General features: G+C 61.3%; 12 protein-coding genes. 8 read left to right on the top strand and 4 right to left on the bottom strand.

Going from position 1 to position 14,364, the window contains the following annotated elements; all coding sequences use genetic code 11:
• Positions 1-15: 15 nt before the first annotated feature.
• Complete coding sequence (rpsI, locus tag Q4P21_RS04795; RefSeq protein WP_207343540.1) at positions 16-531, top strand: 30S ribosomal protein S9; 516 nt, start codon at positions 16-18, stop codon at positions 529-531.
• 228 nt (positions 532-759) lie between these two features.
• Positions 760-2,106, top strand: coding sequence for a phosphoglucosamine mutase (gene glmM / locus Q4P21_RS04790; protein WP_303387689.1), 1,347 nt, complete (start codon positions 760-762; stop codon positions 2,104-2,106).
• A gap of 65 nt (positions 2,107-2,171) precedes the next feature.
• Here glmM and mscL read toward each other — a convergent pair whose 3' ends face one another.
• From mscL to coaA, 3 genes are all read right to left on the bottom strand, one after another.
• Positions 2,172-2,579, bottom strand: coding sequence for a large conductance mechanosensitive channel protein MscL (gene mscL / locus Q4P21_RS04785; protein ID WP_207343542.1), 408 nt, complete (start codon positions 2,577-2,579; stop codon positions 2,172-2,174).
• A 65-nt stretch (positions 2,580-2,644) separates the two neighbouring features.
• On the bottom strand, positions 2,645-3,262 hold the full coding sequence (locus Q4P21_RS04780; protein WP_303387688.1) for a D-alanyl-D-alanine carboxypeptidase family protein: 618 nt from the start codon (positions 3,260-3,262) through the stop codon (positions 2,645-2,647).
• Positions 3,263-3,696: 434 nt separating this feature from the next.
• Positions 3,697-4,665 carry a type I pantothenate kinase gene (gene coaA / locus Q4P21_RS04775; protein WP_207343544.1) on the bottom strand — a complete coding sequence of 323 codons (969 nt, stop codon included), beginning with the start codon at positions 4,663-4,665 and terminating at the stop codon, positions 3,697-3,699.
• A 142-nt stretch (positions 4,666-4,807) separates the two neighbouring features.
• Here coaA and glmS point away from each other — a divergent pair, with 142 nt between their 5' ends.
• The 6 genes from glmS to Q4P21_RS04745 all read left to right on the top strand — a co-directional run bounded on the left by glmS (position 4,808) and on the right by Q4P21_RS04745 (position 13,199).
• Positions 4,808-6,733: a glutamine--fructose-6-phosphate transaminase (isomerizing) gene (gene glmS / locus Q4P21_RS04770; RefSeq protein WP_303387687.1), complete on the top strand. Its 1,926-nt coding sequence runs from the start codon at positions 4,808-4,810 to the stop codon at positions 6,731-6,733.
• Positions 6,734-6,794: 61 nt separating this feature from the next.
• The gene (locus Q4P21_RS04765) at positions 6,795-7,142 is read left to right on the top strand and encodes a holo-ACP synthase (protein WP_207343546.1); all 348 of its coding nucleotides are present in this window, start codon (positions 6,795-6,797) and stop codon (positions 7,140-7,142) included.
• 1 nt (position 7,143) lies between these two features.
• Entirely contained in the window at positions 7,144-8,673 is a 1,530-nt protein-coding gene (locus tag Q4P21_RS04760; RefSeq protein ID WP_303387686.1) for an NAD(P)H-hydrate dehydratase, read from the top strand.
• A 10-nt stretch (positions 8,674-8,683) separates the two neighbouring features.
• Entirely contained in the window at positions 8,684-10,804 is a 2,121-nt protein-coding gene (gene glgX / locus Q4P21_RS04755; RefSeq protein ID WP_303387685.1) for a glycogen debranching protein GlgX, read from the top strand.
• A gap of 36 nt (positions 10,805-10,840) precedes the next feature.
• The gene (gene mgrA / locus Q4P21_RS04750) at positions 10,841-11,878 is read left to right on the top strand and encodes an L-glyceraldehyde 3-phosphate reductase (RefSeq protein WP_303387684.1); all 1,038 of its coding nucleotides are present in this window, start codon (positions 10,841-10,843) and stop codon (positions 11,876-11,878) included.
• A gap of 241 nt (positions 11,879-12,119) precedes the next feature.
• Positions 12,120-13,199 carry an inositol-3-phosphate synthase gene (locus Q4P21_RS04745; RefSeq protein ID WP_303387683.1) on the top strand — a complete coding sequence of 360 codons (1,080 nt, stop codon included), beginning with the start codon at positions 12,120-12,122 and terminating at the stop codon, positions 13,197-13,199.
• Positions 13,200-13,356: 157 nt separating this feature from the next.
• Here Q4P21_RS04745 and Q4P21_RS04740 read toward each other — a convergent pair whose 3' ends face one another.
• A complete protein-coding gene (locus Q4P21_RS04740) occupies positions 13,357-14,301 on the bottom strand; it encodes a hypothetical protein (RefSeq protein WP_303387682.1) in 945 nt (314 codons plus the stop codon).
• Positions 14,302-14,364 lie beyond the last annotated feature (63 nt).

Below are 14,364 nucleotides of genomic sequence, written 5' to 3'. Positions count from 1 at the left end.
TTACCAAGGAGAATCGTGGCTCAGAACACTGAAGAGCTGAACACCGAGGCCGTTGTGGCCGAGGAAGAAGTTTTGACCAGCTACACGAGCGAAAGCTCAGCTGCATCCGATGCAGCCCCCAAGAAGGAACGCCCGGCACTGACCGTCTCAGGCGCTGCTGTTGGCCGTCGCAAGCAGGCAATCGCCCGCGTCCGCGTCGTACCCGGCACCGGCAAGTGGGTTGTCAACGGCCGCGAGCTGTCCAACTACTTCCCGAACAAATTGCACCAGCAGGAAGTGAACGATCCGTTCCGCCTCCTCGACTTGGAAGGTGCCTACGACGTTTGGGCCCGCATCCACGGTGGTGGCCCCTCCGGCCAGGCTGGTGCATTGCGTCTCGGCGTTGCTCGTTCATTGAACGAAATCGACGTTGAGAACAACCGCGCCATCTTGAAGAAGGCAGGCTTCCTGACTCGTGACGCTCGTGTCATCGAGCGTAAGAAGGCTGGTCTCAAGAAGGCTCGTAAGGCTTCGCAGTACTCGAAGCGCTAATTTCAGCGCTCCCACAAAAATCCCCGGTCGCACAGCGACCGGGGATTTTTTGGGTCCCGGTGCTGAAATTAGCGCTTGGCTCCACACACGCTATTTCGCCACAGGCCCGCGCAGGCACGCGGACTGTACGCGGTTTCGTGAGTATTGAAGCGGAGAGGCGCCAAAGTCGGGGTGCGGTGCATCGGGTGGAAGCCAGTATTCGCAGTTCCATCATTTAGACTAAAGGGGATGTCAAGATTATTTGGAACAGACGGTGTCCGGGGTTTGGCCAATGGCCTGCTAACGGCTGAATTGGCTCTCTCACTGGCCCAAGCTGCTGCGGTGGTATTGGGTCATCAGCAGATGAGCGAGGGAAAACGGCCACGCGCCGTGATTGCCCGTGATCCGCGGGCCAGCGGTGAGTTCATTGCAGCTGCCGTGGAAGCTGGCTTGGCTAGTGCCGGCGTTGACGTATACGATGCCGGGGTACTGCCTACACCTGCAGCCGCATTCCTCATCGCAGATCTGGGCGCAGACTTTGGCGTCATGATCTCCGCGTCACACAACCCTGCTCCCGACAACGGCATCAAGTTCTTTGCACGCGGCGGAACTAAACTGCCGGACGATGTTGAGGACGCCATCGAATCTCAGCTGGAACACAGCGCGTTCAGGCCTACCGGCGTGGACGTGGGCCGCATCCAGCGCTTCTCCGACGCGGAGGACCGCTATGTTCTTCACCTGCTGGGCACCTTGCCGCACCGTCTTGACGGCCTGAAGATTGTCCTGGACTGCGCCCATGGTGCGGCCAGTGGATGTTCCCCGCAGGTCTTTACCAACGCGGGCGCCCAAATAACTGTCATTGGCGCAAATCCGGACGGGTTGAACATCAATGACGGTGTGGGCTCCACCCACCTGGAACTGTTGCAGGAAACCGTGCTGGCCACGGGTTCGGACTTGGGAATCGCCCACGACGGCGACGCAGACCGCTGCCTGGCCGTGGATCATGAAGGCACCGTCATTGACGGTGACCAGATAATGGCCGTCCTCGCTCTTGCGCAGAAGGCCGCCGGGGAGCTCAAAGACGATGTTCTTGTCGCCACTGTCATGAGCAACCTTGGATTGAAGATAGCCTTGCGCAACGCAGGGATCACCATCCGTGAAACCGGTGTGGGGGACCGCTACGTACTCGAGGAAATGCGCCGCGGGGACTATACGCTGGGCGGGGAACAATCAGGGCACGTGATCTTCTCCAAGTACGCCACGACCGGGGACGGCTTGCTCACCGGTCTGCAGTTGGCCGCTCAGGTGGCCAAAACCGGCAAGACGCTCAAGGAACTGGCCGGGGCCATGACCAAGCTGCCCCAAATCATGGTCAACGTCAAGAACGTCGACAAAAGCCGGGCTTCATCCGTACCGGCCATCAACGCGGCAGTGGCCAAGGCAGAAGCTGAACTGGGTGACACCGGTCGAGTTCTTCTACGCCCTTCAGGCACGGAAGCATTGGTGCGAGTGATGGTGGAAGCCGCGGATGTTGAGACTGCGGAACGAATTTGCAATGACCTGGTGGCAGTGGTCAGGGCAGAGCTGACGCTCTAACAGATACTTAAAAGGTGAGGCGGCAACCCGGGTGGGTTGCCGCCTCAGTTGTTTATGGTGGACAGTTACAGCTGGCCACCGCGGTTGGTGGTGGTCAGCGCATTGCGGATTTCGGTGAGCAGTTCAATCTGCGGGTCAACCGCAGGCTCCTCATCCTTGATCCCCAGCTTTGCATTGCGGCGTGCAATCATGTGGTTCATGGGCACCACCACGATGAAGTAGATGGCTGCGGCGACAATGATGAAGTTGACCAGCACGGTGAGGAACACACCGAACTTGACGTCAACGCCATTGATTGACAGAACCGCAAAGCTGTCGAAGTTGGGGGAACCCACCAATGCCGCGATGAGCGGCATGATGATGTTTTCCACCAGCGAGTTTACGACGGCACCAAAAGCTGCACCAATAACGACGGCCACGGCAAGGTCTACGACGTTGCCCTTCATTATGAAATCTTTAAATCCCTTTAGCATGCAACTAAAATACCCCATTCGGTGGAATATAACAGGCAGCTGTGAAAATATTTGCTTCCGGCTGTCTACTTGTAATCGGGTGCTGCGGGCAGACCTGAGTAATTCTCGTAACTGTGAATTCCCCGCACCTTCATGTCCTGGCCCACGGAGACACCCAAATAGCGTAAGTGCCAAGGCTCCGCCAGATATCCGGTAACCGATTCTTCACCGGGGACGTAGCGGACCACGAAACCGTAGTCGGCCCCATGCGCGGCTACCCACAGTGCCGCACCTGTAGAGGCAAAACAGGAGGCAAAGTCGCAAGCCGTTCCCGCGTTGGCATCACCAATATCCATGGCCAATCCGGTCTGATGTTCGGAGAAGCCTGGCCGGGCAGAAGTGGAGTCTGCTGCAGCCACTCCCTTGGCAGATACATAGCCGTCGTAGACAGAGACCTGTGTGTCGTATGAGCGGTAGCTGCTTTTGATGGTGATGTTGATGCCTTCGCTTGCTGCGGCAGCAAACATGCGTTCCGCGGCTGCTGCGGCCTCAGCGCGAAGCAAGGGAGGTTCCGTCGAACCGGTGAGGACTCCAGGGGCTACCAGATCCGTTGGAACGTACTGCTGCGGAACGAGTGAGTGGCGTTTATTGACCAGGACCAGCGGGCTGGCTGCACTGTTGGTGTCCCATAGGGCTTTCTCCATGGGAAGGGCGATTCCTGAGGCGAATAATTCTTGAAGTGGTGAACCGGCCGCGGACCCGGCGATGAGTGGAGTGGCGGTCACCTTCGGCAAAGGCGAAAGGGAATTACCGGCACCGGAGAGCAAGGAGGGCGCTTCAGCACCCTGCTGGGATGCGGCTAACGGCGTTGTACCAGGCCCCGTTGACAGGGGAAGGGAGGCTGGCTCCGCGGCGGTGTCCGGCGTCGTCGACGATTGGGAAGTGGCGGGTGCAGCCGCAGCGGATGGGAGCAGTGAATCGGCTGACGAAGGGAGATTCAGCGCGCCGGTAACGAGAAGTCCAGCACCGGCCAATGTGATGGCAATGCCACCTGGTCGCGGCCAGGAAAGTTCACGCTTCAGCTTGGCCATCCGCGTTTGGCGGGGACGCCGGGCCTGACGAAAACCGGCAGCCTGCACTAGACCTTCCTCAACAGCATTCGCCGGATCGAGTGGTCGGCTTCTTTAGTGAGCACCAGTTGTGCACGGCCGCGGGTTGGGAGCACGTTCTGGATCAAGTTCGGCTCGTTGATGCTCTTCCAGATCCGTGAGGCGGTGGCTGTTGCCTCTGAGTCGGAAAGTTCGGCGTAGCGGCGAAAGTAGGAGTCCGGGTCGGCGAAGGCACTGGTGCGCAGTGACCGAAACCGTTCGACGTACCACTGCTCGATATAGCTGGTCTTGGCATCGACATAGATGGAAAAGTCGAAGAAGTCGCTGACGGCCAGCCCTGAACGCCCGTCGTTGCGGGGGCGGGCGGCGGCCAGCACGTTTAGGCCCTCCACAATGAGCACATCAGGGCGGCGAACCACCACCTCCTTGTCCGTTAGGATGTCGTAGGTCAGGTGGGAGTACATGGGGGCGCGGACTTCTTCGGCACCGCTCTTGACCGCGCTGACAAAGCGCAGGAGCGCGCGGCGGTCGTAAGATTCCGGGAACCCCTTGCGGCTCATGAGGCCGCGGCGCTCCAGCTCTGCGTTGGGGTAGAGGAAGCCGTCAGTTGTGACAAGTTCCACATTGGGGGTGTCAGGCCAGCGGCGGAGCATCTCGCGCAGCACGCGGGCGGTGGTGGACTTGCCAACAGCAACCGACCCGGCCACGCCAATGACAAACGGAGTGCGGGAGCCGCGTTCACCCAAGAACGTCGTGGTGGCGTCGTGGAGGTGTTCGGCAGCTCCGACGTACAAATTTAGAAGTCGGGAAAGCGGCAGGTAAACGTCGTGGATCTCGCGCATGTCGAGCTGATCGCCCAAGCCGCGGAGGCGCTGGACGTCGTCCTCGTCCAAAGGCTGCTCAATCTTGTTGGCTAGGCGGGACCACGTCTGGCGGTCCAGTTCCACAAAAGGGGACGCGCTGACGCTGCTGCCGGACTCGGTTCTTTGCGCTGTCACAAGGTCAATTCTGCCTTGTTTGGGGCAGTGTGGGAAACGATGAAGCTGGACAGTCCTTCGGGGCCTGACGCATTTTCAGTGCACCACCCTTTATAAGACGTAGTACGTCCTATAAATAATGAGGGGTTTATGATTGATTTTCATGTGTGGAATTGTGGGATACGCCGGTACCGCCCCGGCTCAAGGAACTGCTTCAGCTACGGGCCACAGCGCCCTCGATGTGTTGGTTGAAGGCTTGCGCCGGCTGGAATACCGTGGCTACGACTCAGCTGGCGTCGCCGTTGCGTGTGATGGCCGCATCGAGATGCGCAAGCGCAGTGGCAAGCTCGCCAAACTGCTCGAAGAGTTGGAACGGAACCCGTTGCCCGCCTCTACAACGGGCATTGGTCACACGCGATGGGCCACTCACGGAGGCCCCACGGATGCCAACGCGCACCCCCATGTGGTTGACGGAGGCTCCCTGGCCGTGGTGCACAACGGCATCATCGAAAACTACTTGCGACTAAAAGCGGAGCTGCTGGACGGCGGCTACACGTTCGCCTCTGAGACCGACAGCGAAGTAGCGGCCACCCTCTTGGGAGATATCTACCGCGGACTGGCCAGTGATACTGACGACGCCGGTGTACCCGGCCAGGCGTCCGGCTCACGCCTGGCCAGGGCCATGCAGTTGACTGCCCAGCAACTGGACGGCGCGTTCACGCTCGTCGCCACTCATGCGAAGGAGCCTGGGGTAGTGGTGGCGGCACGCCGGAATTCACCTCTCGTGGTGGGTTTGGGTGACGGAGAGAACTTCCTGGGATCCGACGTCTCAGGGTTCATTGACTACACGCGCAGGGCCGTGGAGCTGGGTCAGGACCAGGTGGTCACCATCACCGCCGACCGTGTCGAGATCACAGACTTTTACGGGGTCCCAGCCCAAGGGCGGGAATACAAGGTGGACTGGGACGCGGCCGCAGCTGAAAAGGATGGTTACCCGTCCTTTATGGAAAAGGAAATCAACGACCAGCCTGACGCAGTTGCGCAGACCCTGTTGGGCCGCAGCGACAGCGCAGGGAACCTGATCCTGGACGAGCTCCGCGTTGCCCCGGAAGTACTCAAGACCATCAACAAGATCATTGTGCTGGCCTGCGGCACCTCCGCCTACGCCGGGCAGGTGGCTAAGTACGCTATTGAACACTGGTGCAGGATCCCGACGGAAGTGGAACTATCCCACGAGTTCAGGTACAGGGACCCCATTGTGGATGACCGCACACTGATCGTCTCTATCTCGCAGTCAGGGGAGACCATGGACACGCTGATGGCCGTCCGGTACGCCAAGGAGCAGGGGGCCACGACCGTTTCCATCTGCAACACCAACGGCTCCACCATTCCCCGCGAATCCGACGCGGTCCTGTACACACACGCAGGCCCCGAGATCGCGGTGGCCTCAACGAAGGCATTTCTTGCCCAGATCACGGCCGCCTACCTCCTGGGACTTTATTTGGCACAACTGCGCGGAAACCTCTTCCAAGGGCAGATCAAGGACATTCTGGCCGAGCTTGCCAAGACACCGGCGAAAATTGCCAGTGTGCTTGCCCATGCAGACCAGATCAAGGAACTGGCCCGCAGCATGGCCGACACACGTACCGTGCTGTTCCTTGGCCGCCACGTCGGCTACCCGGTGGCCATGGAAGGTGCCTTGAAACTCAAGGAACTGGCCTACATCCACGCCGAGGGCTTTGCTGCAGGCGAACTCAAGCACGGTCCCATTGCGTTGATAGAGGAAGGGCAGCCGGTCATCGTCGTGGTGCCGTCACCGCGCGGGCGTGATTCGCTGCACGCTAAAGTTGTCTCCAACATCCAGGAAGTCAGGGCACGCGGAGCTAAAACCATTGTGATCGCGGAGGAGGGGGATGAATCGGTGCGCGCCCACGCGGAGCACGTGTTCTACATTCCCGAAACCAGCACCCTTTTGGCTCCGCTGCTGACCACCGTGCCGTTGCAGATCTTCGCCTGTGAACTCGCCACGGCGAAGGGGTACGACGTGGACCAGCCACGCAACCTTGCCAAGTCCGTCACCGTGGAATAGTACTGGTCCCGCAGCGGGGCCGCTTCACTGTTGCTTGCGCGGGTGGGGATAGGCTGGGGTCATGATTATTGGCATTGGTGTGGATGTTGTTGACATTGAACGGTTTGGGCGGCAGTTGGAGCGGACGCCGGGGCTGCTTGACCGGCTCTTTGTGCCAGCCGAGCGCGGCTTGAACACGCAGTCCCTGGCGGCACGGTTTGCCGCCAAGGAATCGGTGGCGAAGGCACTTGGTGCTCCGGCTGGCATGAACTGGCAGGACTGCTGGATCGGCCTTGACGAACACGGCCCCACCATCAACGTCAAAGGCACGGTGGCGGCGGTGGCCAAGTCCAAGGGCATCAAGCATTGGCATTTGTCCATGAGTCACGACGGTGGCATCTCCACCGCCATGGTCATCGCCGAAAGCTGACATGATCAGCGCCCACTCTGCGGCTTCCGTCCGCGCCGCCGAAGCGCCCCTGCTGGCGGCCGGACGTGGCCCGGAGCTCATGCGCACGGCTGCTTACGGCTTGGCTCAGGGCGTTCTTGCCACGCTGCGTGCAAGGGGCGCCATGGTGTACGGAGCACGTGTGGCGCTGCTCATTGGCCCAGGCAACAACGGTGGGGATGCGCTCTTTGCTGGAGCCTTCCTGGCTGCACGCGGGGCACGCACGACGGCGCTGCTCACCAGTGGCCGCACTCATCCCGAGGCGCTGGCTGCTTTTGCCTCCGCCGGCGGGCGGTGTCTTTCCCTGTCTGCCGACGCCGGCGATCCGACGTTGGCCGCGACTGGCTTCCTCGCAGCAGCCGGGGTGTCCGACGTCGTGGTTGATGGTCTGCTGGGCACCGGTGGCAGGGGTGGGCTGCGGGAGCCGGTGGCGTCAATAGTGGCGCGGCTGGAACAACTCTCCGGCAGTGCACGGCCAGCCGTTGTGGCCTGTGACCTGCCCAGTGGCGTGGACGCCACCACAGGCGAAGTCCATGCTCCCGTGCTGCGCGCTGATTTGACGGTCACTTTTGGTGCTCATAAGGCCGGGCTGCTGGCCTCACCGGGTGAACAGTTCTGCGGGAAAATAAGCCTTGTTGATTTAGGGCTCGGCAGCTATCTTGGTGAGTCGGAGCTGCTGCGGCTTGAACCGGCGGATCTTGCCGCCATGCTTCCCATGCCGAACGTTGCCGATCACAAGTACACCCGTGGCGTGGCCGGGGTTATAGCCGGTTCCGGGCAGTACCCAGGGGCCGGCATATTGGCCGTGGCTGCCGCATCGGCGTGCGGTCCGGGGATGGTGAGGTACCTGGGGCCGCCCTCGGTGGCGGACGCCCTACATGTGCGAAACCCCGAAGTCGTCTGTTCGCAAGACGAGCCGCAGGACGTCAGAGTGCAGGCGTGGTTGGCCGGACCGGGGATCGACGGCGATTCCCGGCAGCTGGGACGGGCCCGTGAAGCCATGGAGGCGGGGCTGCCCACTGCGGTTGACGCGGCTGCCTTGGACCTGGTTAATCCCGATGACGGAGCGAAGAATGCGCATCTGGTGCTGACACCGCATGCCGGGGAGCTGAGCGCACTTTTCGCCCGTTGCGGCATTGACATGCACCGTACTGACATCGAGGCGGCGCCGTTGGCTGCGGCCCGACGAGCTGCCCAGCTTTTTGGTTCAACTGTGCTACTTAAAGGGGCCACGACCGTGGTGGCGGCACCTGGGGGTGCTGTCTTCACGCAAGCCAATGGCACCCCGCGGCTGGCTGCGGCTGGCAGCGGCGACACCCTGGCTGGGATCCTCGTTGCCCTGCTGGCCATGGTGTCAGCCCCGCAAGACCTGGCAGCAACGGCGGCCCTCGCAGCGGCTCTGCACGGGGAACTGGCTCGCCACGCCCGTGCCCATGAACCATTGAATGCCGGAATGCTTGCAAACAGAATCCCCGCGGTGTGGGGAGCGCTTGCAGCCAGGGAACCAAACTAAGGGGCGCACCATGGACGTTTGGCCGGGCAAGGACTATCCCTTGGGCTCGCACGCTGATGGTAAAGGCACGAATTTTGCCATCTTCAGTGAGGGAGCAGCGTCCGTTCAGCTATGCCTATTTGATGCCGGGGGGGCCGAAACCCGTATTTCACTGGGCGAGGTGGATGGCTACGTGTGGCACTGCTACGTGCCGGGGGTCGGGCCAGGCCAGCGCTACGGCTACCGGGTGGACGGACCCTGGGACCCGGCCAACGGCGTGCGTTTCAATGCAGCCAAGCTGCTCCTGGACCCCTACGCCAAAGGGATCGACGGAACCGTGAATTGGGGCCAGCCCGTGTTCGCCTACCAACTGGGCGAACCCCGTGTGCGCAACGATGAGGACTCGGCCGCCCACACCTACCGCAGCGTGGTGGTGGATAACGAGTTCGACTGGAATGACGCGCACGGCAACCCCGATGTGAATCCCGAGGCTCCCTACCACCTGAGCGTCATCTACGAAGCTCATGTCAAGGGTTTGACTGAGCTGCACCCGGATGTGCCGCAGGAACAGCGGGGCTCCTATGCCGCCGTCGCCCATCCAGCAGTGGTGGAGCACCTGAAAAAGTTGGGTGTCACTGCGGTGGAGCTGATGCCTGTGCACCAGTTCGTGCAGGACGAGCGACTGCTGGAACAGGGGCTGCGGAATTATTGGGGCTACAACACGATCGGGTTCTTCGCCCCGCACAATGAGTACGCGGCCAGTACCGACCCCTGCGACCAGGTGCGCGAATTCAAATCCATGGTCAAGGAGCTGCACAAAAACGGTCTGGAAGTCATTCTGGACGTTGTCTACAACCACACGGCCGAGGGCAGCAATCTGGGCCCCACCCTGTCTTTCCGCGGTATCGACAACGACGCCTACTACAGGCTCCAGGAACAGAACAAGGAGCTGTATCTGGACTACACCGGCACTGGGAACTCGTTGAATGTCCGCCAGCCGCACTCGCTGCAGCTGATCATGGACTCACTGCGGTATTGGGTCAGCGAGATGCACGTGGACGGCTTCCGCTTCGATTTGGCAGCCACGTTGGCGCGTGAGTTTTACGACGTTGACAAGCTCTCCAGTTTCTTTGAAATGGTGCAGCAGGACCCCGTGGTGTCGCGGGTCAAGCTCATTGCCGAGCCTTGGGATTTGGGCCCCGGCGGCTACCAAGTAGGCAAATTCCCGCCAAAGTGGACGGAATGGAACGGCAAATTCCGTGACACGGTGCGGGACTTCTGGCACGGGGAGCCATCCACTCTCGGCGAATTTGCCTCACGGCTGACCGGTTCCTCCGACCTCTACGGACATTCAGGACGCCGCCCGGTAGCCTCCATCAATTTCGTCACAGCCCACGACGGCTTCACACTGCGGGATTTGGTCAGCTACAACGACAAACACAATGAAGCCAACGGGGAAGGCAACCGCGACGGTGAATCCCACAACCGCTCCTGGAACCACGGGCAGGAGGGCCCCAGCACCGACCCTGCCGTTCAAGAGCTGCGGGCACGGGCGCAGCGGAACTTCCTCATTACACTCATGCTCTCCCAGGGTGTACCCATGATCCTGCACGGGGATGAGCTGGGGCGGAGCCAAAACGGTAACAACAACGCCTACGCCCAGGATTCCCCACTGACCTGGATCAACTGGGAACAGGCCGACGCCGGACTCGTTGACTTTGTCTCCCGGCTGGGCAGGCTGCGACGGGAGCACCCGGTGTTCCGTCGTCGTCGGTTCTTCGACGGACGCCCAGTGGAACGCGGGGATGACGATGCGCTCGCGGACATTGTGTGGTTGCGCCCCGACGCGGCCGCTATGACCGGTCAGGACTGGGACAGCGGTTTTGGGCACAGCATCGGCGTGTTCCTCAACGGCGACGGCCTTCCCGACTGCGACGAGCACGGGCAGGAAGTGGTGGATGACTGCTTCTTGTTGTTGTTCAACGGCGGCGCCGACCCGGTCAACTTCACGCTGCCTGATGCCAGCTACGCTTCGCGCTGGGTGGTGGAAGTCCACACGGACGGGGTGTCCGGGAATGACTTTGCCGCAGGTGGCGCCGTGGCGGTGAGCGCGCGCTCGGCGCTGGTGTTGCGAGCCCCGGGCAGGGACTAGCAGCAGCACTCAGCATTGCGTGGCAAGATTGAGAGCATGACCTTTCACGCCGCGGAGAACCGCTATGAAACCATGCCATATCGCCGAGTGGGCCGCAGCGGGCTGAAGCTGCCGGCAATCTCGCTGGGCCTGTGGCACAACTTTGGAGATGACAAGCCGTTCGAGGTGCAGCGGGCTATTTTGCGGCGCGCCTTTGATCTCGGAATCACGCACTTTGATCTGGCCAACAACTACGGTCCGCCAGCCGGCAGCGCGGAGACGAATTTCGGCCGGCACTTGAAGGACGACTTTGCCGCCCACCGCGACGAACTCGTCATCTCCACCAAGGCCGGCTACCTCATGTGGCCCGGCCCTTACGGTGAATGGGGCTCGCGTAAGAGCGTGCTCTCCAGCCTGGACCAGTCGCTCACCAGGATGGGCCTGGACTATGTGGACATCTTCTACAGCCACCGCCCCGACCCGGGGACCCCCATGGAGGAGACCATGGGGGCGCTGGACCATGCCGTCCGTTCAGGCAAGGCGCTGTACGCAGGTATTTCGTCCTATACTCCGGCGCAGACGCTTGAAGCCGCACGGATACTGAAGGAAATGGGCACGCCGCTGCTCATCCACCAGCCCTCCTACTCCATGCTGAACCGGTGGACCGAGGACGGCGAGCCGAACCTTTACGAAGTTCTCGACACGGTCGGCGCTGGCTGCATCGCCTTCTCCCCGTTGGCGCAGGGCATGCTGACTGACCGCTACCTCAACGGTGTGCCGGCTGACTCCCGCGCAGCGAAGGAGCACTTCCTGCACGAAAACGATTTGACCGAGGACAAAATGGACCGGGTCCGCGGGCTCAACGACATTGCAGCCGGACGCGGCCAGTCCCTGGCGCAAATGGCCATTGCCTGGATCCTGCGCGAGCAATCCAAGGGGACCTCCGTCACCTCTGCACTGGTGGGAGCCTCCAGTGTGGCGCAACTTGAGAACACCGCGGCGGCCATCAACAACCTGGACTTCACGGAGGCCGAGCTGACAGCGATCGATGAGTTCGCCGTCGAATCCGCCATCAACCGGTGGGCGCAAAAATAGCCCATAGGGGTGCAGCCCAGCTGGGCTGCACCCACATGTGTGGCAAATGAAAGAGACTCCCGCACCCGAAGGGAACAAATTCGGGGCAGCGATAGTTGACTAGTATGGTTAGGGCGCCGTTGGGGCGTCAGGTCCGGTCGAAACAGCCGTGCGTCGTGCCTTTGCCTCAAGAGTAAAGGCGTGCGTCGACCATCACCGCAAAGTGAGAACCGGGCCAGTGTGATTTTTATGAAGGAGTTCCGTGTCCAATCATCCTATTCGGGTTGCCATCGTAGGCGTTGGAAACTGTGCCGCATCTTTGGTGCAGGGTGTCCAGTACTACCAAGATGCTGATCCCAGTGTCAAGGTTCCTGGCCTCATGCACGTCAAGTTTGGCCAGTACCACGTCAATGATGTGCAATTTGTTGCAGCGTTTGACGTAGACAGCAAGAAGGTGGGGCTGGACCTCTCCGACGCCATTGGTGCCAGCGAAAACAACACCATCAAAATTGCCGACGTTCCCAACCTTGACGTCAAAGTTCAGCGGGGCACCACCTTGGACGGTCTTGGCAAGTACTACCGCGAGACCATTGTGGAATCGGACGCCGAGCCCGTCGACATTGTTGGCCAGCTGAAGGCAAACAAGGTGGACGTGCTTGTCTGCTACCTGCCCGTCGGTTCCGACGCTGCAGCGAAGTTCTACGCCCAGTGCGCCATTGACGCCGGTGTGGCCTTCGTCAACGCTCTGCCCGTGTTCATTGCCGGCACCAAGGAATGGGCCGACAAATTCACCGCTGCAGGTGTTCCGATTGTTGGCGATGACATCAAGTCCCAGATCGGCGCCACCATCACGCACCGCGTCATGGCCAAACTGTTCGAAGACCGCGGAGTGGTCCTTGACCGCACCTACCAGCTCAATGTTGGCGGCAACATGGACTTCAAGAACATGCTTGAGCGCGAGCGCCTTGAATCCAAGAAGATCTCCAAGACCCAGGCCGTTACCTCGAACACCTCGGCCGTGCTTAGCGAGGACGACGTCCACATTGGCCCGTCCGACTACGTTGCCTGGCTCGATGACCGCAAGTGGGCCTTCGTCCGCTTGGAAGGCCGAAACTTCGGCGATGCCCCCGTCTCGCTCGAATACAAGCTGGAAGTATGGGACTCACCCAACTCCGCCGGTGTGATAATCGATGCCATCCGTGCAGCTAAAATCGCTCTGGACCGTGGCATTGGCGGGCCCATCCTCTCCGCCTCCAGCTACTTCATGAAGTCCCCGCCGGAGCAGTACGCTGATGATATTGCCCACGAAAAGGTTGAAGCCTTCATTCGCGGCGACATCTGATCCAGCCCCACCTCGCCACCGACGCTCCTGCACTTTCGGGTGTGTTGGCGGTGACGCTGCCGCACTTTCGGGTGGCAAACGCCGGATGCTCCCTCACCCCACGAGGGAGCATCCGGCATTTAAGGTGTGCTTGACGGTGGTGGAAATGGGTCAGTTGTTACGAGCAAAAACCGGCGCTGACTGCAGGATCCATCCAGGCGCCCCGCAGCGTCTTCTTGACAAGCCGGACCGCCCTGGTAAAACCGTCGGCAAGGTCTTCGCGGCCAAAGATGAGCACTGTCCAACCGGCATTTCTGAAGGCGCTGTCCCGGCGCTGGTCGCTGAGGGCTTGAAGCTCGTCCAGATGACTGCTGCCGTCGTACTGGATTGCGACCTTCCGCCTCCGGTATCCGAGGTCTGCAGAAGGTCCACCCGGCAATTCCCACAAGGTGAGCTGCAGACCTGGCTCCGGCAGGCCGGCGTCGAGCATGGCAAGGCGCAGTAGCGTCTCGGGGCCGGAGTCGGCGCCCACCCGCAGAAGGCTCAAGGCCTCACGCGCGCGGACAATTCCCTGCAGGTTTCGGTGCCCGTCCAGCATCGTCCGTAGCGAGGCAACCGTGGCATATGGTGTGTCGCGGCCCTCGAATACTGCGCGGGGCAGGCGGATCAGTTGGTCGCCGATGCACGTGAGCTCGGGCAGTGGAAGGACCCGTGCTAGGTCAAGCCACGTCCGGGCGCGTGTGCTGATCAGCAAGTCCCAGTCCGTCTCAACTTCCCCGGCACGGGCCAGCACCGTATGGCCGATGACGCCCTTCCTCCGGACGCCCACCAGCTTCCGTGGCTTGCTGAGGTGGAGCTCATTGGAATCTGACAACCATGGTGGAAGAATCAGCCCGTGCAGACGCGCCGCCGTCGTGTGTGAGATCCAGGCGCCCGGCGTTGCCGCACAGAGTGCCCGGGCCGCATCCCGCAGCTCAAAGTCCCAGGACGCCGGTCTGTACAGTCCGTGACCGACACCCACAAAGCTCTTGGACCGCAGTCGATCTGGTGAAAGCCCCAGCGCTTCGGCCTCGCGCAGGGTGAACGGGGTGCAAGGGAGTCGGGATTTCAGCGGTGCGTCCATGTAGATATTGTGGCCCTGATCGTGCCTTGGCCGCAGAAGTTATCCACAGGCGCCTCTGCACTA

Source organism: Arthrobacter sp., from assembly GCF_030540645.1.
GTDB lineage: Bacteria > Actinomycetota > Actinomycetes > Actinomycetales > Micrococcaceae > Specibacter.
The sequence above is the reverse complement of the archived record's forward strand: the minus strand, read 5'-3'. Positions and strand labels throughout refer to the sequence as shown.

Bases quoted from the DNA above. Each gene is read 5' to 3' on its own strand.
- glmS (WP_303387687.1), top strand. From the start codon at position 4,808: ATGTGTGGAATTGTGGGATACGCCGGTACCGCCCCGGCTCAAGGAACT.
- glgX (WP_303387685.1), top strand. From the start codon at position 8,684: ATGGACGTTTGGCCGGGCAAGGACTATCCCTTGGGCTCGCACGCTGAT.
- Q4P21_RS04780 (WP_303387688.1), bottom strand. From the start codon at position 3,262: ATGGAGAAAGCCCTATGGGACACCAACAGTGCAGCCAGCCCGCTGGTC.
- mgrA (WP_303387684.1), top strand. From the start codon at position 10,841: ATGACCTTTCACGCCGCGGAGAACCGCTATGAAACCATGCCATATCGC.
- Q4P21_RS04760 (WP_303387686.1), top strand. From the start codon at position 7,144: ATGATCAGCGCCCACTCTGCGGCTTCCGTCCGCGCCGCCGAAGCGCCC.
- Q4P21_RS04765 (WP_207343546.1), top strand. From the start codon at position 6,795: ATGATTATTGGCATTGGTGTGGATGTTGTTGACATTGAACGGTTTGGG.
- Q4P21_RS04740 (WP_303387682.1), bottom strand. From the start codon at position 14,301: ATGGACGCACCGCTGAAATCCCGACTCCCTTGCACCCCGTTCACCCTG.
- mscL (WP_207343542.1), bottom strand. From the start codon at position 2,579: ATGCTAAAGGGATTTAAAGATTTCATAATGAAGGGCAACGTCGTAGAC.
- glmM (WP_303387689.1), top strand. From the start codon at position 760: ATGTCAAGATTATTTGGAACAGACGGTGTCCGGGGTTTGGCCAATGGC.